At 65.6% G+C, this 19,048-nt stretch carries 18 protein-coding genes; 8 read left to right on the plus strand and 10 right to left on the minus strand.

Translation table 11 applies throughout. The annotated features are described in order from the left end of the window. Positions 1-5: 5 nt before the first annotated feature. Complete coding sequence (locus BN2156_RS18005; protein ID WP_090516368.1) at positions 6-968, plus strand: DUF808 domain-containing protein; 963 nt, start codon at positions 6-8, stop codon at positions 966-968. A gap of 224 nt (positions 969-1,192) precedes the next feature. After that, positions 1,193-1,396 (plus strand): cold-shock protein, encoded by a 204-nt coding sequence (locus tag BN2156_RS18010; protein ID WP_090516369.1) that lies wholly within the window; start codon positions 1,193-1,195, stop codon positions 1,394-1,396. A 58-nt stretch (positions 1,397-1,454) separates the two neighbouring features. On the opposite strand, the gene BN2156_RS18015 is transcribed toward BN2156_RS18010, so the two are convergent. The 4 genes from BN2156_RS18015 to BN2156_RS18025 form a co-directional block, all read right to left on the minus strand. Further along, a complete protein-coding gene (locus BN2156_RS18015) occupies positions 1,455-1,928 on the minus strand; it encodes a DUF5994 family protein (protein WP_090516370.1) in 474 nt (157 codons plus the stop codon). Next, positions 1,925-2,071 (minus strand): hypothetical protein, encoded by a 147-nt coding sequence (locus BN2156_RS30725; RefSeq protein ID WP_159402852.1) that lies wholly within the window; start codon positions 2,069-2,071, stop codon positions 1,925-1,927. The genes BN2156_RS18015 and BN2156_RS30725 overlap by 4 nt, the downstream gene beginning before the upstream one ends. Before the next feature lie 177 nt (positions 2,072-2,248). Beyond that, positions 2,249-3,103, minus strand: a complete 855-nt coding sequence (locus BN2156_RS18020; protein ID WP_235625396.1) for an oxygenase MpaB family protein — start codon at positions 3,101-3,103, stop codon at positions 2,249-2,251. Positions 3,104-3,212: 109 nt separating this feature from the next. Continuing rightward, positions 3,213-4,016, minus strand: a complete 804-nt coding sequence (locus BN2156_RS18025) for an HD domain-containing protein (RefSeq protein ID WP_090516371.1) — start codon at positions 4,014-4,016, stop codon at positions 3,213-3,215. Between the two features lie 30 nt (positions 4,017-4,046). Here BN2156_RS18025 and BN2156_RS18030 point away from each other — a divergent pair, with 30 nt between their 5' ends. Beyond that, a complete protein-coding gene (locus BN2156_RS18030) occupies positions 4,047-5,000 on the plus strand; it encodes a GlxA family transcriptional regulator (protein WP_090516372.1) in 954 nt (317 codons plus the stop codon). Between the two features lie 7 nt (positions 5,001-5,007). On the opposite strand, the gene BN2156_RS18035 is transcribed toward BN2156_RS18030, so the two are convergent. The 4 genes from BN2156_RS18035 to BN2156_RS18050 form a co-directional block, all read right to left on the minus strand. Then, a complete protein-coding gene (locus tag BN2156_RS18035) occupies positions 5,008-5,643 on the minus strand; it encodes a TetR/AcrR family transcriptional regulator (protein ID WP_090516373.1) in 636 nt (211 codons plus the stop codon). Between the two features lies 1 nt (position 5,644). Next, positions 5,645-8,533 carry an MMPL/RND family transporter gene (locus tag BN2156_RS18040; RefSeq protein ID WP_090516374.1) on the minus strand — a complete coding sequence of 963 codons (2,889 nt, stop codon included), beginning with the start codon at positions 8,531-8,533 and terminating at the stop codon, positions 5,645-5,647. Further along, positions 8,530-8,958, minus strand: a complete 429-nt coding sequence (locus BN2156_RS18045; protein WP_090516375.1) for an MmpS family transport accessory protein — start codon at positions 8,956-8,958, stop codon at positions 8,530-8,532. Before BN2156_RS18045 ends, BN2156_RS18040 begins: the two co-directional genes overlap by 4 nt. A 112-nt stretch (positions 8,959-9,070) precedes the next feature. After that, positions 9,071-9,739 carry a TetR/AcrR family transcriptional regulator C-terminal domain-containing protein gene (locus tag BN2156_RS18050; protein WP_090516376.1) on the minus strand — a complete coding sequence of 223 codons (669 nt, stop codon included), beginning with the start codon at positions 9,737-9,739 and terminating at the stop codon, positions 9,071-9,073. Positions 9,740-9,840: 101 nt separating this feature from the next. On the opposite strand from BN2156_RS18050, the gene BN2156_RS18055 reads away from it, so the two are divergent. The 3 genes from BN2156_RS18055 to BN2156_RS18065 all read left to right on the plus strand — a co-directional run bounded on the left by BN2156_RS18055 (position 9,841) and on the right by BN2156_RS18065 (position 16,086). Beyond that, entirely contained in the window at positions 9,841-10,905 is a 1,065-nt protein-coding gene (locus tag BN2156_RS18055) for an NAD(P)H-dependent amine dehydrogenase family protein (protein ID WP_090516377.1), read from the plus strand. A gap of 239 nt (positions 10,906-11,144) precedes the next feature. Beyond that, entirely contained in the window at positions 11,145-14,420 is a 3,276-nt protein-coding gene (locus tag BN2156_RS18060) for an NAD-glutamate dehydrogenase domain-containing protein (protein ID WP_090516378.1), read from the plus strand. Positions 14,421-14,490: 70 nt separating this feature from the next. After that, positions 14,491-16,086, plus strand: a complete 1,596-nt coding sequence (locus BN2156_RS18065) for a hypothetical protein (RefSeq protein WP_131725176.1) — start codon at positions 14,491-14,493, stop codon at positions 16,084-16,086. Here BN2156_RS18065 and BN2156_RS18070 read toward each other — a convergent pair. Next, positions 16,052-16,543, minus strand: a complete 492-nt coding sequence (locus BN2156_RS18070) for an OsmC family protein (protein ID WP_090517466.1) — start codon at positions 16,541-16,543, stop codon at positions 16,052-16,054. The genes BN2156_RS18065 and BN2156_RS18070 overlap by 35 nt on opposite strands. 79 nt (positions 16,544-16,622) lie before the next feature. On the opposite strand from BN2156_RS18070, the gene BN2156_RS18075 reads away from it, so the two are divergent. Both BN2156_RS18075 and BN2156_RS18080 read left to right on the plus strand, forming a co-directional pair. Next, on the plus strand, positions 16,623-17,567 hold the full coding sequence (locus BN2156_RS18075) for an oxygenase MpaB family protein (protein ID WP_090516380.1): 945 nt from the start codon (positions 16,623-16,625) through the stop codon (positions 17,565-17,567). Positions 17,568-17,580: 13 nt separating this feature from the next. Then, entirely contained in the window at positions 17,581-18,162 is a 582-nt protein-coding gene (locus BN2156_RS18080) for a TetR/AcrR family transcriptional regulator (RefSeq protein ID WP_090516381.1), read from the plus strand. Between the two features lie 7 nt (positions 18,163-18,169). On the opposite strand, the gene BN2156_RS18085 is transcribed toward BN2156_RS18080, so the two are convergent. Then, the gene (locus BN2156_RS18085) at positions 18,170-19,039 is read right to left on the minus strand and encodes a LysR family transcriptional regulator ArgP (protein ID WP_090516382.1); all 870 of its coding nucleotides are present in this window, start codon (positions 19,037-19,039) and stop codon (positions 18,170-18,172) included. Positions 19,040-19,048: the final 9 nt, after the last annotated feature.

Here is a 19,048-nt window from a genome sequence, read left to right on the forward strand (position 1 = left end):
ACGGTATGAGCGCCGGCCTGTTCGGTTTGCTCGACGACATCGCCGCGCTGGCACGGCTGGCGGCGGCATCCATCGACGACATCGGGGCGGCGACCGGCAAGGCGACCGCCAAGGCCGCCGGCGTGGTGATCGACGACACCGCGGTCACGCCGCAGTACGTCCACGGCATCACCGCCGACCGTGAGCTGCCGGTGATCAAGCGCATCGCGATCGGCTCGCTACGCAACAAGCTGCTGTTCATCCTGCCCGCGGCGTTGCTGCTCAGCCAGTTCGCGCCGTTTCTGCTGACTCCGATCCTGATGCTGGGCGCGACGTACCTGTGCTTCGAAGGTGCCGAGAAGGTCTGGGGCCGCTTCATGGGCCACGGCGGACACCACGCCGACGACCAGCCCACCACAGCAGTCGGCGGCGACGCCGAGAAGTACATGATCACCGGCGCTATCCGCACCGATTTCATCCTGTCCGCCGAGATCATGGTGATCGCGCTGAACGAGGTGGCCGATCAGACGTTCTGGCCGCGACTGATCATTCTGGTAGTCGTCGCGCTGGTGATCACCGCCGCGGTCTACGGCGTGGTGGCCGGCATCGTGAAGATGGACGACATCGGTCTGCTGCTGGCCCAACGCACGTCACGGGTGTCGCAGACGATCGGCCGCGGCCTGGTCGCCGGGATGCCCAAGCTGCTGGCGGCGCTGTCGACGATCGGCACCGTCGCGATGCTCTGGGTCGGTGGTCACATCCTGCTGGTGGGTACCGACACGCTCGGCTGGCACACGCTCTACGGCCTGGTTCACCACGCCGAGGAGGCAGTCCGGCACGCCGTGGGCAGCACGTTCGGCGGTCTGCTGGCGTGGCTGACCAACACTGCCGCCTCGGCCGTCATCGGCCTGGTGGTCGGCACCGTCGTCGTGGGCATCATGCACGTGCTGCCGTTCGGCAAGAAAGAGAAGCACGACGCCGCTGCCTGACGCTTCGCCACGCGCCGATTTCGCTGCGGGGCTGCAATTCTCGGCGGTCGAGAAGCCCTGACGTGGACGACGGCGACACCAAGATCTCCCCTGCGGAGATGTTTCGGCTGCCCCTCGGGAAAACTCTCCGGCGCAAATACTTTTTAGATCAATGCGTTTCGACGTGCCATACTGGGCGTGGACGTATTTCGCACGTCCGGATTGAACAATGAGAGAAGCAAAATATGGCACAGGGAACTGTGAAATGGTTTAACGGCGAAAAGGGCTTCGGCTTCATCGCCCCGGATGGCGGCGCACCTGACGTCTTCGTCCACTACTCCGAGATCACCGGCGGTGGTTTCCGGTCACTCGAAGAGAACCAGCGCGTCGAGTTCGAGGTCACGCAGGGAGCCAAGGGCCCCCAGGCAACAGGAGTTACCGCGCTCTAAACCGCTCTGAGACCTGATAACGGGCTGGTACGGATAAATTCCCGTACCAGCCCGTTTTTCATGCCCGCAACCATCGCGCAGATTCGAGGTGGGCGACGCGCAGGACGCGATCCGCAGTGTCGTACGCGGGCGTGCACCGCTCCGTTTCCTCCACGGGCATCGCGGCGGCACGACGCATCACCAGCGAGCCCAGGGGTGGCGACGTCCGGCACGGGATGACAAGGAGTTTCACGCACGCGTCTCGGCCGGCCACCATCATCAAACGAGGCCGGCTCAGCTTCACCCCGGTCGGTCCCCGGGTTCCGGTCACGATCGAGTCCAGGTCGAGCTGTCCCTCGGCAGCTGACCAGTTGACGCGAATATCAACAACTTCCCCGAGCGAGCTATGCAGGACTCCGACAAGCTCGGGCAGTTCGTTTGCCACCGACGCGGTGTGCGGCCACCAGGCTCCGTCGATATCGGCGCCCAATTGCCTGGCGAGGGTGAGCCGAACCGGACTGGCCAGCCGGCGAGTCCCGTTGAGACCATTCACGACGACTGCGCGTCGGCGCGAGGCCCGGGCTCGCCCGACGCCCGATCCGAGAAAATCAGCGCCGCCGACGGTTCGGTCAGGTTCGGCGTCACCGATACCGGGTCCTGCCGCTCGGTGTGTGAAAACAGTTCGGACGATTCCATAAGACTGTCCTTGAGTGGTGCGACTACCGCACACGTAGTGGAAAGCAAGCGACGGTTCATCACCGGCTGACCGCCGACATCGAGGGTGTCAGCTCTGAACGATGGCGGCTGACCTGCTGATGTATCCGGTCCACCCCCGAATCTACACCGGCTGGCCGGCGGGCGCCCCATTGCGCCTCAAACCAAGGGTCGGCCGAGTCGGTACCGGATGCGGACATCCCAGAGCAAGGCCCGGAATCCCAACTGCGACAGCCAGAGTGGCCTTCTCCGTTCTCCTTGGACGTGCCGCGCCACATACTCGTCGAACCACTGTTGATCCTCAGCTGTCCACGGCACGCGCATCGCTTCGCGAAACGCCGGCGGCAGATAACCGATGGTGCGGCGGTACTTGACCGGCGCGAACCGCTTCTGGATCACCGGGTGCGCGTACCCGAAGTTGGCGATCCCGAGCAGAAACTCACGCACCTCGTCGCTGATCCGAATCTTTCCGACCTGCGCATCCCAGTAGCGTGCGAAGGAGTCACGGTCCGGCGGCCACATCTCGGCCGGCATCTGCAGCGTCGTGCCGCACACCTTGCCCTGCTGGTAGAACTCTTCGCGCTCGGCACCGGCGAGCCGCCCGTGAACCCGTTGATAGATGTCTTCCCAGCCGAAGTAAAGGCAGGCCGCAACCCAGAGTTGGAGTTCGGGATCCATCGCGTTGTACTCAACCGGACTGTCCGCGTCGGAGCGCACCTGAGCGTGTTGACGGTTGACCGCTTGCCGATACCGGCGACGGTCTTCGGCATTCCCGAGCACCGCGACAGCCAGGTATGAAGCCGTGGTGCGTGCCCTCTTGATCGGATGGCGATCCAGGCGCCCGTTCTCCACCTTGCTGCGGGCCACGCCGTAGCCGACGGCCGGATTGGCCAACTGCATGATCACGTTGGCCGTGCTCATGGTGTGTCCCATCGACAACAGCGACCTGGCGAAGAATCGGCAGTCGAGCTGGTCCATCTCGTTGCGCGACAGTCGCTGCGCACTCGGCCCCATGTCCACCCCAATTTTCTGGAAACCTTCGTTCTCAGATTATCGTGGCGCAACCAGAGCGAAATTGCCAATCCCGGCACCCACCAGCCGGTTGCCGACGGTGGTGCACGTCCTAGGACGAATACGGCGCGAGCCTGATGAGCAGCGGAAACGCCGCGTAACGGGTCATCCAGGCCGCCCGCCCATCCGGGACCGCCGCACTTTCGGCCGCCCACGCCTTGAGCAGATGTCGCTTGAATTCGAGCCGCGGGTGCCGCAGCAGGAGTTCGTCGACCCACTGAGCGGACAGCTCCGACATTCGTAAGCCGAAGACATCGGTTCCGGCACCGGCCGAGACGAATCCCCCTGCATCGGCAAGGTTTTCACTGACACCGACGGTGATGTGAGCGGCGATCGCCGCCCCCACCGCTTGAGCGCGTTCCTCCGTCCCGCCATGCGCACTGACGAATTGCACGGCCCGCTCCGCACCGGCCACCGCGAAGCACCGGCCGCGGGTGGGCTGTTCGAGGTTCAGATCATGTAGCAAGCTGGCGACGTAGACCAGCTCATCGTCCACCGTCACCCCATCGATATCGGCGAGCGCCTTCCCGAAAAAGTATGTGCGGTAACTGTGTTCGAGCACATGCGGGCTCAACACGTCCCGCGCCTCCTGCTCGGCGGCTCGGGCCAGCGCCGAGTCCGGTAACCGAATCGAACCGAAGTCCAGGCGCCCTTGACCCCGCCTGCCCCGCCGCGTCCTGATGGCGTCACCGACCATCGCCGGCAGCGCGCGGATCAATGGTCTGAGCAGAGCCCGTCGCTGAGCGGTGGTCAACGCCCCGCCACTGCGGGTCGACCATTGCCAATCCAACTCGGTCGTTGCCATGCCTTTAGTGAAATGCGTCAGATCAGCCACCACGAGTGGCCTAAATGCCATCTATGCTCGGATTCGTGCCACAGTGATGGGATGGGCACCAAGACCGTGGCGGCGCTGGCTCTCGACGGAGTGATCACCTACGACCTGACGTGCGCCGTGCAGATGTTCCGCCGGGGGCCAGACCGCACCGGCGCACCCCGGGGATTCGAACTGGTCACGTGCGGAGTGACGCCAGGTCCGGTCGAGACGCCAGACGGGTTCACCCTCATGGTCTCGCACGGCCTTGAAGCGCTGGCATCCGCAGACCTCGTCATCGTGCCCGGCTGCGTGCCTCGCACCGGCGCCCCATCCGACGAGGTCCTCGCGGCCCTCGTCGACGCGCATCAGTGTGGCGCGGTGATCGCAAGCATCTGCGTCGGCGCCTTCGTGCTCGCGGCTGCGGGTCTGCTCGACGGTCGGCGGGCCACCACGCACTGGGAGTACTGCGACGACATGCGTCGACTCTTCCCGTTGGTGGACCTACAGCCCGACGCCTTGTACATCGACGACGGCGACATCCTGACCTCCGCCGGCCTGTCGGCCGGCATGGATCTCTGCCTTCACCTGGTGCGCCGGGAAATGGGTGCGGCAGCGGCGGCCGACCTGGCTCGCTGGAATGTGATGGCGCCGCACCGAGACGGCGGCCAAGCGCAATTCATTCCGCCCGTCCGCAGACCGGCCGGCCTCGAGGGCCTCGGGCCGGTACTCACCTGGGCGACACAGAATTTGGCGGAAGTAGGCGATGTTTCGACCCTGGCCAAGGCATCCCACCTGAGCCTGCGGACCTTCAACCGCCGCTTCGGTGAGCAAGTCGGGACCACACCCAAACGCTGGCTGGACACCCAACGTGTCACCCGTGCGCGCGAACTACTGGAAGACACCGACCTCACCATGGAAGCCATTGCGGCACAGTGCGGTTTCGGGAGCGTGACAGCGATGCGGACCCAGTTGCGGACCACCACCGCGACCACTCCGAGCGCCTACCGCCGGGCCTTCCGGCGCTGAGCGCGCATCATCCGTTCGATGCACGCACCGCGGGCAGGATCAACGTGTCGATGACATCCCGGATGAACTTCGCGTCGATGCTCTGCCCGCTGATCACTCGCATCAGACACATCCCGGTCATCACGTCGGCAACCAGCGACCAGTCCCGGTCGGCTGCCACCTCACCACGCGCCGCGGCCTGCCGCAGGATCGCCGTCACCACTCGTCTGCCTTTGAGCAGCATCAGATCGTCGAGGGCCGAGGCGAGGTGCGGATCGTGAGTCGCCTCGACCGCGGCCCGCAGCACCAGATCGTAGGAGAAGTGCTCCTCGTCGTTGCGGACCGCGCGACGTACCAGTTCGTCGAAATCGCCTTGCAGACTTCCGGTATCGGGCGCGTCATCGTCCAGCAGGTCTGGTCGCCAGTACACGAGCGCATCGGTGATCAGCGCCGCCTTCGACGACCAGCGGCGGTAGATCGCCGCCTTCCCCACCCCGGCCCGCGCGGCGATGTCGTTCATGTTGGTGTTGACGTAGCCGTTCTCTGCCAAGGAAGCCAACGCCGCATCGAGGATCGCCGGGTCGCGGGACCGGTCGAGTCGACCGTCGGTGCGCCGGCGCAGTTTCGACGCCGCGTCCGGCGGATTGTCCTGGCCGCCCGTCACGTCACACCGTCGTCGTCGGGATGGGTGCCGTGGCGTCAGCGTTGTCGCCCGCCGCTTTACGTCGACGATCGAGGCGGCCCTGCCTGGTGATCTCAAAGGTGTTGAGCGGCCACCAGAACCAGCGGCCCAGCGCCGCGGCGATCGACGGAGTCATGAACGAGCGCACGATCAGCGTGTCGACGATCAGGCCGATGCCGATCGTGGTTCCCAGCTGACCGATCACCCGCAGATCGCTGACGATCATCGACGCCATGGTGAAGGCGAACACCAGTCCGGCCGCGGTGACGACGCGTCCGGTGGCGCCGACGGCGCGGATGATGCCCGTGTTGAGACCGGCATGGATCTCCTCCCGGAGCCGGGAGACCACCAGCAGGTTGTAGTCCGAACCCACCGCCAGCAGGATCACCATCGACAACGGGATCACGATCCATTGCACTCCCAGTCCGAGGATGTCCTGCCACAGCAGCACCGACAAACCGCACGCGGTGCCCAGTGATGCGGCCACGGTGCCCACGATCACCAAGGCGGCCACCACACTTCGGGTGATGATCAGCATGATCGCGAAGATCAGGATCATCGACGCGATGATCGCGATCATCAGATCGGTCTTGACGCCGTCCTGCATGTCGGCGTACATCGACGCGGTACCGGCCAGCGAGACCTTCGCGTTGGCCAGCGGAGTTCCTTTGACCGCGTCGGCCACAACGTCTTTGAGGTCGCGCACATGGGCGATGCCCTCGACCGAGGCGGGATCACCCTGGTGGGTGATGATGTAGCGGACCGCATGGCCGTCCGGCGACACGAACATCTTCAATCCGCGCTCGAAATCGGGGTTCTGGAACACGTCCGGCGGTAGGTAGAAGAAGTCGTCGTTCTTGGCCTGATCGAAATACAGGCCGATCTCCGTGGCCCCCTTGGCCAGTTCCTGCTGCTGAGCCTGAGTCCCGGCCATCACGCTGTGGGTGGAGATCATGAAGTCGCGCATCCGTGACATCGAGTCGATGGTGCTCCTCAGCACCGGCAGCATCTGCGGCATCAACTGGTCCATGCGGTCCATATCGACTGTCAGACCCTGCATTTCGTCGGTCAGCTTGTCGATACCGTCCAGGGTGTCGAAGATCGACCGCATCGACTGGCAGATCGGGATGTCGAAGCAGTGCGGCTCCCAGTACAGGTAGTTGCGCAGCGGCCGGAAGAAATCGTCGAAATTGGCCAGGTTGTCCCGCATCTCCTTGGTGGCTTCCACCATGTCGTGAGTCCGGCCCACCATGCTGTGGGTGGTCGCGGTCAGCTCGGACATCAGGGTGTACATGCGTTCCATGCTGGCGACGGTGCGGGCCATCTCGTCAGCCTGCTCGAGCATCTGAGCCGAGTTGTCGTTGTTGAACTTGGCGCCCTGCAGCGTGCCGGCGTTCTGCGCGCCGAGCAGGAACGGGATGGAGCTGTGCTCGATGGGAGAGCCGAGCGGGCGGGTGATGGTCTGCACCCGCTCGATACCGCGCATGTGGACCACGCCCTTGGCGACGCGATCGATGACCAGCATGTCCGCCGGGTTGCGGAGATCATGGTCGGCCTCGAGCATCAGCAGTTCCGGGTTCATGCGGGCCTGGGAGAAGTGCCGGTCGGCGACGCCCATGGCCAGGTTGGCCGGCATGTCGGCGGGGGTGAATTTCTGGTCGTTGTACTGCGGCACATAGGTGAGCAGGCTGACGAAGCCGATGACGGCAATGAGGCTGGTGACAAAGATGATCGGAATCGGCCAGCGCACCACGGATGTACCGACCTTGCGCCAGCCCCTGGTCGACAGTTCCCGCTTGGGATCGAGCAGTCCGAACTTCGACGCCACGGTCAACACTGCCGGAGCCAGCGTAAGCGCGGCGGCGATGATCACCAGGATCGCGATCGCGCACGGCAGGCCCATGGTCTGGAAGTACGGCAGCGTCGTCATGGTCAGGCACATGCACGCACCGGCGATCGTCAGCCCGGAACCCAGGATGACATGTGAGACACCGTGATACGCGATGTAGAACGCGTCTTCCTTCTCCAGCCCCTTCGATCTCTCCTCGTGGTACCGGCCGAGCAAAAAGATCACGTAGTCCGTACCCGCGGCCAGCGACAGCATGGTCACCATGCTCACCGCGTACGGGGTCAGGCCGATGATGTTCACGTAGCCCGCGGCGGCGGTGATGCCCTGTGCCGCAAAGAGCTCCAGTCCGATGATGACCATCGACACGAGCATCGTCACGATGGACCGGTAGATGAACAGCAGCATGATGACGATGACGGCGACCGAGACCAACTCCATCGTCGCCATACTTTGATGCCCGGCCACCTGGGTGTCGGCGTTGAGCACGGTGTTGCCGGCGACGTGGGCCTTGATGCCCGGGGGCGCGGGCACCGAGGCGACGATGTCGCGTACCGCGGCCACCGACTCGTGGCTGGCGCTGGTGCCCTGGGAGCCGTTGAGGAAGATCTGCACGTAGGCCGACTTGCCGTCGACACTCTGTGAGCCCGCGGCGGTCAGCGGATCGCTCCAGAAGTCCTGGATGTTCTGCACATGCTCGTGGTCGGCTTCGAGCTTGTCGATGATCTGGTCGTAGAACTTGTGGGCTTCGTCGCCGAGCTTCTCGTCGCCCTCCAGCACCACCATCGCCGAAGAATCCGAGTCGTACTGCTGAAACACCTTGCCGATGTTCAGCATCCCTTGGTACGACGGCGAGTTCGTGGGACTCAACGGCACCTGCCGCATTTCGGCGACTTCGTCCAGCGAGGGGACCAGTGCGCCCAGCGCGACCACGACGAGCACCCAGAACAGGATGATCGGCAGCGAGAAGATCCGGACCATGTGGCCGATGAACGGCCGATGCGGCTTCGAGTGCGAGTTGCTCATACGGATTTCACCAAGCAGTAGATGAACGGTTTGACGGTGTCGGTGCTCGCCCGGTCGTCGCGGACCTCGCCGTCGACGGTCACCCGGCACCGGAGGTCGCTGACATCACGATCACCCTGGGCCATGATGTTGGCCGACATCGACGGCAGCGTCGTCACGATCGTGAATGACCAAGGCAGCGGCGTGTTTTCGATGAGATGAGGTTGACCGTTCTCATCGAGGTAGTTGAGATTGGCGGTACCACCGGATCCGGTGACCTCGTAGGTGATGTGCTTGGGGTTGAAGTTCGCGGTGATGCCCGAACCATCGGCCGCTCTCGGTACGTGATGGTTGGACTCACGGATCCGAAGAATCGCGTACGCGCCCAGCGCGACGACCACTACCAAAGTGAGCGGTATCCACGCCTTCTTGAGCAACCGGAACACAGTTGCGCCTCCCCGACCTGCTATTCACAAATTGACCCAGACGGAACTCAAGTTCCGTCTAAGCGGATGCCGAGTACTGTACTCGACCCCGGCGGGGCCGACGATTCGGTACTTACTCGGCCAGAAGCCGCTCGAGGCCGGCAATCACGATGTCGAGGTTGAAGTCGAAGTCACCGGCAGCGGTCGCGTCGACACCACGAGCGGCCACCACGCCGCTGAGCAGCGGGAAGTCACCGGACGGAAGGTCTTTGAGGGCGCGCACCACCTCGGGCGTCTGGTGATGCAGCCGCGACTCCGCCGACCCCAGCACATCGTGGGCGGCCGACATGGCAAGCCCGGACACCAGAGTGAGGATCCGACCGGCCTCGCCGGTCCGGAACCCACCGTCGGTCAACGCACGCAGCACCTGTTCGGCCAGCGCGAGGCTGGCAGCGCCGCTGGTCCCGCGCAACCGGAAACTCGTGGCCGTCACTCCGAGCTTGAGCACACCCTGACGGATGGCATTGCCGTAGGCCCGCAGGACCTCCTGCCAGCTCGCCCCCTCGGGCAACTTGATCGAGCGCAACTCGGTCTCGAACAGATCGGCAACCACCAGCTCGAGTAGACCGTCGCGGTCACCGACGTAATAGTGCAGCGTGGTGCGGTCGACCCCGAGAGCATCGGCCACCGCCTGCATCGTCAGCGCGCCCGGCGCAATGGCGCGCGCGGCGGCGACGATCTGCTGTTGATCGATGCGCGGTGGCCGGCCCCGCCCGCGGCGCGATGCGTTTCCGGAGGTCACCCCGAAATTCTAGTTGCTCGGACCGCCGTACTCCGCCGACTCTTCCTTTTTTCTCACGGGCGTGGAAAACTGCCCGGAAACCGAGAAAGGGAGCCGCTGCGGTGTCACAAACTTCTCCATACCGGGTTGTCCAGTGGACGACAGGAAACGTCGGAAAGAGTTCGGTGGCGGCCATCGCCCGCAACCCAACCCTGGAACTGGTCGGCTGCTACGCGTGGTCGCCGGACAAGGCGGGCAAGGACGTCGGAGAGCTCGTCGGCATCGAGCCCCTCGGGATCGCCGCCACCAATGACGTGCAGGCGCTCCTGGCCCTCAAACCGGACGTCGTGGTGTACAACCCGATGTGGATCGACGTCGACGAGCTCGTCGAAATCCTTTCCGCCGGAGTCAACGTCGTCGCGACCGCTTCCTTCATCACCGGACACAACCAGGGCGAGGGCCGGGACCGGATCGCCGAGGCCTGCCGCAAGGGCGGCTCGACCATGTTCGGTTCCGGCATCAGCCCGGGCTATGTCAACCAGCTGGCGGTCGTGGCGGCCGGCATCTGCGACCGGGTCGACAAGGTCACCGTCAACGAGGCCGCCGACACCACGTTCTACGATTCGCCGGAGACCGAGAAGCCGGTCGGGTTCGGTCTGCCCATCGACCACCCTGATCTCCCGGCGATGACCGCCCACGGCACCGGAGTCTTCGGCGAGGCGGTGCGGATGATCGGCGACGCGCTCGGCATCGAGTTCGACGAGGTCCGCTGCGATGCCGAATATGCCCAGACCACCGAAGATCTCGACCTCGGGTCGTGGACGATTCCCGCCGGCGGTGTGGCGGGCGTGTTCGTCAGCTGGAAAGGCATCGTCGGGGATACCACCCGCGTCGAGCTCACTCTGCGGTGGCGTAAAGGTCAGACGCTGCAACCGGATTGGCAGATCGATCAGGATGGCTGGGTGATCGAGGTGGCCGGCCGGCCGACGGTGACGATGAAGGTCGGCTTCCTGCCGCCACCGGACTTCGAGGCCACGACGCTGGAGGAGTTCATGGTGCTCGGCCACATCATGACCGCCACTCCCCCGATCAACGCGATCCCCGCGGTGGTCAACGCCGCACCCGGCATCGTCACGTACAACGATCTCCCGCTCATCCTGCCGCGCGGAGTCGTGCCGATGGGCTAGAGCGGACGGCAGATCAGCCCCACCGCCGAGCACTGGACGGGCGCCCGGCCGTCACGGCCATCGTCGGCCGACACAGTGTAATGACCGGCCGCATTTCGCTGACACTTTGCAACCACTGCAGGCATGCGTCACGCCACAGGATTGGTCCAGCCGTCGACCGCAACCGACGGCATCGATCAACGACGATTGAGGGGACCCGGACCGTGGACTCGTTGCGCGCCAACCTAATTGCGCCCGAAATGTTGGATCAGCAGGCTGGGGTTGTGGTACCCGGCCGGCTCCTTGAGGCCAAGGCGCTCAACGATCTGATGGGTGATGCCGTCGCGGTGAACCTCAACTGGGTCGGCACTGCGGACGGCCGGCTGAACTTCGCACTCGCCGCGCTCGACCCGGTTCCGTTGCGGCGGATGTTGCCCGCGCTGCAGAGCATGGACCTGGAGGTCCTCGAGGAACAGGCCGGCACCTGGACCAGGTCGGACGGGCGGGTCTGCCATGTCTATCACCTGCTGTTGCAGCCCGGTCCCGACGTCATCGACGCGTTGGCGCAGCCACAGGGCGACACCGCCGATCGCGTCCGCGAAACCTTCCAAGCGATGTGGGCCGGCCGCGTCGAATCGGACGGATTCAATGCGCTGCTCCTGCGAGCCGCCCTCAGCTGGCGGCAGGTCACCGTGCTGCGCAGCTACAGCCGGTACCTTCGGCAGCTGCCGTTGCCCTACGGCCAGACCCGCATCCAACGGGTCTTGCTGGACAACCCGGCGGCCACACGCGCACTGCTGGATCTGTTCGAGGCCCGGTTCGACCGCACCGAGCAACCCGCCGACAGCCCGCACCGCATCGGCCGCATCGCAGAGGCCGAGCAGCGGGTGGCCGCCGAGATCGATCAGGTGCTGCACATCGACGCCGACCGGATCCTGCGCGCCTACCACAATCTGATCAACGCCACCGTGCGCACCAACGCGTTCGCGCCTGACGCCCTCACCGTCTGGGCCCCCTATCTGGTCCACAAACTCGACGCTCAGTCCATCGACGAGCTGCCACAGCCACGTCCGCTCTCCGAGATCTTCGTGTATTCACCGGAATTCGAAGGTCTGCATCTTCGCTTCGGGCTGGTGGCCCGCGGCGGGCTGCGCTGGTCGGACCGCTATGACGACTACCGCACCGAGGTCCTGGGTCTGGTGAAGGCACAGGCGGTCAAGAACGCGATGATCGTCCCGGTCGGCGCCAAGGGCGTGTTCGTCGTCAAGGCTCGGCCCGCCGCGGGCCAATCGCCCCGCGTCCAGGGGCTGCGGAGCTACCGACAGTTCATCGCCGCACTGCTCGACGTGGTCGACAAGACCGCCCCCTCAAATTCCGACGATCAGCCCCGCTTCGGCGGCGTGGTGTGCCACGACGGACCTGATCCCTATCTGGTGGTGGCCGCGGACAAGGGCACCGCGACATTCTCGGATTCGGCCAACGCGGTGGCACTGGACCGCGGCTACTGGATGGGCGACGCCTTCGCCTCCGGTGGTTCGGCCGGCTACGACCACAAGGCCATGGGCATCACCGCCCGGGGCGCCTGGGTCAGTGGCGATACCCATCTCGCCGAACTCGGAATCGACTCGGCTACAGATGAGTTCACCGCCGTCGGCGTCGGCGATATGAGCGGGGACGTCTTCGGCAACGGCATGCTGTTGCGCCCCGGCCTGCGACTTGTCGCCGCTTTCGATCACCGGCACATCTTCGTCGACCCGCAGCCCGACACCACGCCGGCCCGCAAGGAACGCCAACGACTTTTCGAGCTCTCCCAGTCATCGTGGGATGACTACGACCGTTCCGCGATCAGCCCGGGTGGCGGAGTGTGGCCGCGGACCGCCAAAACCATTCCCACCACCCCACAGATGCGCGCCGCACTCGGCATCGACGACCACGAGACCCGGCTGACTCCCACGCAATTGATCAGCCATATCCTGCGCGCGCCGGTGGACCTGTTGTTCAACGGCGGAATCGGCACCTATATCAAGGCCTGCGACGAACAGCATTCCGACATCGCCGACAAGGTGAACGATCCGTTGCGGGTGGATGCCGAGGATGTCCGGGCCCGGGTGATCGTCGAGGGAGGCAACCTCGGACTGTCCCAGCGTGCCCGCATCTCCTACGCCCGCCGCGGCGGCTTGGTGAACACCGATGCCATCGACAATGCCGCCGGAGTGGACTGCTCCGACCACGAGGTCAACATCAAGATCCTGCTGGACTCCGCCGCCCGGTCTGGGCTGATCACCGGAAGCGCACGCAACCGACTTCTGGTCGACATGACCGACGAAGTGGCGCAACTCGTGCTGTCCAACAACCAGGCGCACAACCGGCTCCTGGGCGATGCCCGATCCAACGCAGCCCAGATGGTGGATGTGCACGCCCGGATGACGGCGGATCTGGAAGCCCGGCGCGGGTTGCACCGTTCCCGCGAGAACGTGCCCAGCCCAGAGGAATTCGTCGATCTGGCCAAGGACGGCCGCGGCCTCACCGCTCCCCAACTGGCCACATTGATGGCGCATGTGAAGCTCGACCTCAAGGCCGAGCTGCTCAATGGCGAGATGTTCGACGACCCGTATTTCACCGCGCTGCTGACCCGGTACTTCCCGCCGACGTTGCGGCGCCGGCTCGGTGAGCCGTTGCCTGAGCATCCGCTGCGCCGGGAGATCATCACCACCTCGATCGTCAACCGCGTGCTGGCCACCTCGGGGCTGACCTTCGCGTTCCGGCTTTCCGAGGAAACCGGTTCTGCCCCGGCCGATATCGTGCGGGCTCACGCCGTGGTGTCCGAGGTTTTCGATCTCGACACGCTCTGGTCGGACATCTATGCCGCCGATCTCTCGCCCGCGCTGACGAATGCCCTGATCATCGAGGGCCGTCGTCTTCTCGACCGCGCTGCCCGATGGTTTGTGCTCAACCGGCCCCAGCCGCTCGAAATCGCCACCGAGATAGCCCGATTCAGCAATCAGCTGGCGATGTTGCGCGGGCAACTCGGATCGATGCTGCGGGGCCAGGAGCGCGACACCGTGTTGTCGGCGCACGACGACCTGGTAACCCGCGGCGTACCGGCCAACATCGCCCACCGGATCAGCGAATCCCTCTATGCGTTCAGCCTTTTGGACATCATCGAGGTCGCCCATCTCCACGGTGAGGACTCGGCCCAACTGGCCAGGATCTACTTCGAATTGTCGGACCGGTTGGGAGTGGACCGGCTCCTGCTGGCTGTGTCCTCGCTTCCCAGGGGCGGTCGCTGGCATGCCCAGGCCCGGCTTGCCCTCCGGGAGGACCTGTACCGCTCGTTGCGTGACCTGACGATCGACGTCACCAAGCACGGGATCGAGGGCGCCCAGGCCGCCAGCAGTATCCGCGACTTCGAGGCCTACAACCGGCCGCGGCTGGACCGGGCCAGGCGCACGCTGGACGAGTTCCTCGATTCCGCCGAGCCTGACTTGGCGGTGCTGTCGGTGGCCTCAGCCCAGTTGCGCCGGCTCCATCGGTGATCTGCCGCGCGGAGTGGTCCCCGCGAGTTAGCATCCAGCCATTCGCGGATCGGCTACCAGGGGATATCTGATGCACTTGTCTGGATGGGTGGGCGCCGGTGTGCTGACCGCCGGCGTGTCGGCGGCGTTGCTCACCGGCGCCGGCGCCGCCAGTGCCGAGACCGACGGCGGTTCCGATCCCGGGCCGGCGAAGACGTCGCCGTCGGACGGTGACGAAAAGACAAGCAGCACCAGATCTTCCGGCCACCACCGGGTCAAGGCACGTCTCACGCACGGTGACCGCCCGTCGACGACGGCAGCCAAAGCGGCGTCGCGTCTGCGCCGCGCCGTCGACGACACCGTCGAGAAAGCTGTCGACAAAACGGCCGAGAAGCCAAAGGCGGAGCAGGTACCGCGACAACGGCTCTCGGCCCTGCGCAGCGAGGTCCGCACACAGGTGCGTGAACGCCTGGCCCCGGCTACCGCCGACACGGACGCACCGGATCCATTGACGGCGATTTCGCAGGTGGCCTCGCAGGTGACGGAGGCGGTCGGCTCGGCCGTCTTCAACGCGATCGGCACGGTCATCCAGACCGCCGACGGGCCGCCCGTCGTGCCTCCCGCGCTTCGCGATTCGGTTGAGGTGAGTAGCTCGACGCTGGTGGTCTCGCCGGGTAACGAGGTACCCGCCGACTGGTACTTCCCGACGCACGGCGAGCCGGAACGGTTGATCTACCTGCAACACGGGTTCCTGGCCACCGGCCCGATGTACAGCTACACCGCGTCCTATCTGGCCGACCGTACCAACAGTGTCGTCGTGGTCACCACGGTGACATCCAATCCGTACACCGAGGGCGGCATGTGGCTCGGCGGGGACAACATGCACAAGGCTGTCGCCGGACTCTTCCTCGATCCCGACCGAGACGCCTTGAACGCCAGCATGTCCACTGCATCGCTGAAGGCGGGTCGGGAGACCATTGCCATGCCACAACGATTCGTGCTCGTCGGGCATTCGCTCGGCGGGGGCTTCGCCCCCGGAGTGGCCGGCTACTACGCCGAGGGACTGGTAGCCCGCCGCGCCGACGGCCAGGACGCTCCGAACGATCTGGCCGGGGTGGTGCTGTTGGACGGGGTTCCACCGTCGGGCACGCTGCCCAACGCGATGGACCGCCTCGCGCAGCTGGAGGCCAGCAACGGCAACGATCCCGCCGACTACGTGCCGGTCTATGAGATCGGCGCCCCGTCGAACGCTTTCAACTCGGTGAGCACGGTGAACGACGATCTCTCGGCGGCGCGGCCCGGGAAGTTCAACGGAGTCGTCGTCGACGGTGGTGTCCATATGGATTCCATGCTCGGCGGCAACCCACTGATCCAGGCGGCCGCCTACCTCGTCGCGGGGGTTCCACAGCCGCAGAACCCTCCGGCCGTGCAGTGGCTGATGGCCGGCTGGATCAACGACATGTTCGAGGGCAATATCGATCCCGCCACGGGGCGGTGCCTGAGCGACTGCCACGGTACCTACGGCGATGCCGGCGAGGCCGTCGACATCGACGGCGACCGGGGTGACGCCACCGCCGTGGTGATCGACTCCGGTCCGTCATCGGACGAATCCGGTTGGAGTGCGGCTCAATTCATTCCGATAGCCGCGACGCTCATCCCGGCGTCGGTGCGCTCACAGTGGGCGTAGCATTCACCGGGAAGTTGACCGAGTTGGCGATGAAGCACATGCGGTGGGCTTCGTGATGCAGTTCGGTGGCCTCACCGACTCGGTCCGGTTCGGCGATGGCGACCTGCGGCCGTAACGTGACGTCGGTGAAAACGCCACCGCCTTCGGCATTCTCGGTCATCGTGCCGTCCGGTCGATCACTGTAGGCCGTCACGGTGATGCCCGCCTTGGCACACAGCGCGAGGTACCAGAGCATGTGGCACTGCGACAGACTGACCACGAGCAACTCTTCGGGGTTCCACCGCTGCGGGTCTCCGCGGAAGGCAGGGTCGGCGCTCCCCGGGATCACCGGCTTATCAGCCGAATCGACACCGGCCACGTCATGATCCCGCGAGTAGTCGCGGTACCCGCTGGTTCCCGAACCGGTGTTACCGGTCCAGTTCACCTCGACCTCGTAGCGATGCGTCCGGTTGGCCATGGCAGCGACGGTACCAACCGGCACTGCCGGCATCGCGCCAACCATTGACACATTGACACAAATTGCTAGCCTTTGTGCCATGCCTACTGCAAGCAAGGTGAACGCGAACGCGGTACGACCGGCAGTGCTGCAGGATTTCCGCAGGCACTCGGGCAGCATCTTGGGAGGCGCATTCGGTGCCGCGGCATTCGATGAAGTGGCCCTGGTGCCGGTGGCCGCCGCCGTCGACCGCAGCGGCCGGTTCGAACGCAACTTTCTGGACCGCGGGGTACGCAGCGGGTTCTCCGCCTTCCTGGCGATCTGGGGCGACGCCGAGGACCGCGAGGCCGAGGGCCACCGCCTCAAGACCATGCACCGCGACGTCCGCGGTCACGGCAAAGACGACTTCGCCGATGTCCGATACAGCGCCCTGAACCCGCAGCTGTGGAACTGGATCGCCATCAGCGGGATCTTCGTCGTGCTGCACTCCTTCACGCCGGCGACCGGCATCACGATGAACGCCGCGGAACAGGAGGCGGCCTACGGCCAACTACTCGAGGCGTTCCGTTCGATCGAGTTACCGGGCGCCTCGGCGAAACTCCCGGAAACATATGGCGAGGCCGTCCGCTACTACGACGACATGGTGGAAAATCAGTTGCAGCGCAACGAGTTTCTCACCCGTGTGACGGCCGGACTGACCCGGCTGCCGCTGCCCACCCTGTTACTGCCCGGCCCGGTCCGGATGGCGCTGACTCCCTCGTGGTTGGCCGTTCGGCCGGTCGCCGGCCGGGTGATCAAGGTCTGCTCGTTCGGGATCATGCACCCGGGGGTCCGTGAGCTGACCGGATTCCGGTGGCAGACCCGGCACGAGCGGGAATTCGCCGTCTACACCCGGCTGCTTCAGCTGGCCTGGCGGGTGCTGCCGGACCGGCTGCTGTTGGTGCCCCTGGCCTACAACCGACTGCAGTACGAGAAGCTGGTACGCCTGCACCGATCGGTGGCGCTGGATTCGTTCGCGCCGCTGGGATGCCCGGCAGCGGGCTGACACACTGGTAGCGATGCCACGCAGCAACGCCAGCCAATCCGAACAGGAAGACGCCATCCTCAAGGCCACGGCCGAGGAGGTGGCGCTCGTCGGGCTCGGCCGGGCCAGCCTGGATGTCATCGCCAAACAGGCCGGGGTCAGCCGGCGCACCCTCTACCGTCGCTTCCCCACCCGCGACGCGCTCATCACCGAACTCGGACGCCGCACCTTCGATATGGCGATGCACCGGCTGCGCACCGTCGCAATCGATTCCGGGCCAAGCGAGGCCGCGGTGGCGGCGTTCTGCGAAGGTATGCGGCTGTTGACCACCGAACCCGTGATGCGGCGGTTCCTGCGACTGGACACCGACTACACCGCGGTGGCGGGTGCCTACGACCAGGCGCCGGCGTTTCTGCACCATGCCTCGTCGGCCATGGCCAAGGCCCTTCGCGCCGCCGGCGCCACCATGGGAGATGCCGATCTACTCGCCGTGGCCGAACTGCACATCCGGCTCGCGTGCTCGCTGGCCCAGATGCCCACCCCGATACTCGACGTCAACGACGACGAGGCGATTCGCGACTACGCGCGCAAGCATCTGGCGCCGCTGGTCCGCTAGCGGCGTCTCAGGCCCGCGTCGCCCCTCGTAGGTTGCCCGCAGCGTTGCGGACGGCGGCCGTGATGCTTTCGACGGTGCGGCTGTCGAGCTTCCAGCATTGCCAGTACAGCGGCACGTCCAGGTGCTGCTCAGTGATCCGGACGAAGTCGTCGTCCACCAGTTCCTCGGGGTACATCCCCCAGCCCAGACCGGCCCGCACGGCGGCGCCGAATCCCTCGGCAGTCGGAATGTAATGAATCGGCCTGGCGATATCCTTGCGGAACACCTTGCGCACCAACTGATCCTGCAGCGCATCGTCACGGTTCCAGGACAACGACGGCGCTGCCGGTGCCGCGTCGCGGGTGAATCCGCCGGGCAGGTAATGCCGCACATACCCTGCGCTGGCCACCGGGACGTAGCGCATCGCCCCCAAGGGATGCACCCGACAGCCCGGCACCGGGCTCCGCTCGGTGGTCACCGCACCCATCACCACGCCCTCACGCAGCAGGCGTGCCGACAGGTCCTGGTCCTCGATCCTGATGTCGAACAGGAACTCGGCCGCCTGGGCGAACACACCGGTGAACCACGTCGCCATCGAATCGGCGTTGACCGCTACCGCGATCCTGGTGCGGTGCGCGGATCCGCCACCCATCTCCGCCAGGGTCTCGGACTCCAGCAGGGCCGTCTGCGCGGCCAATCTCAGTAGCGGGACACCAGCCGGGGTTGCCGTGCAAGGCTTTTCGCGGACCACGAGTACCTGGCCGACCCGCTGCTCCAGCGCTTTGATGCGCTGACTGATCGCCGAGGGCGTCACATGCAGGCGCTGCGCGGCCGCATCGAAGCTCCCCAGCTCGACCACCGCGGCGAAGGCAGCAAGCTGCTGGCCGTCGATCTGCACGCACCGATC

This window comes from Mycolicibacterium neworleansense, from assembly GCF_001245615.1.
GTDB lineage: Bacteria > Actinomycetota > Actinomycetes > Mycobacteriales > Mycobacteriaceae > Mycobacterium > Mycobacterium neworleansense.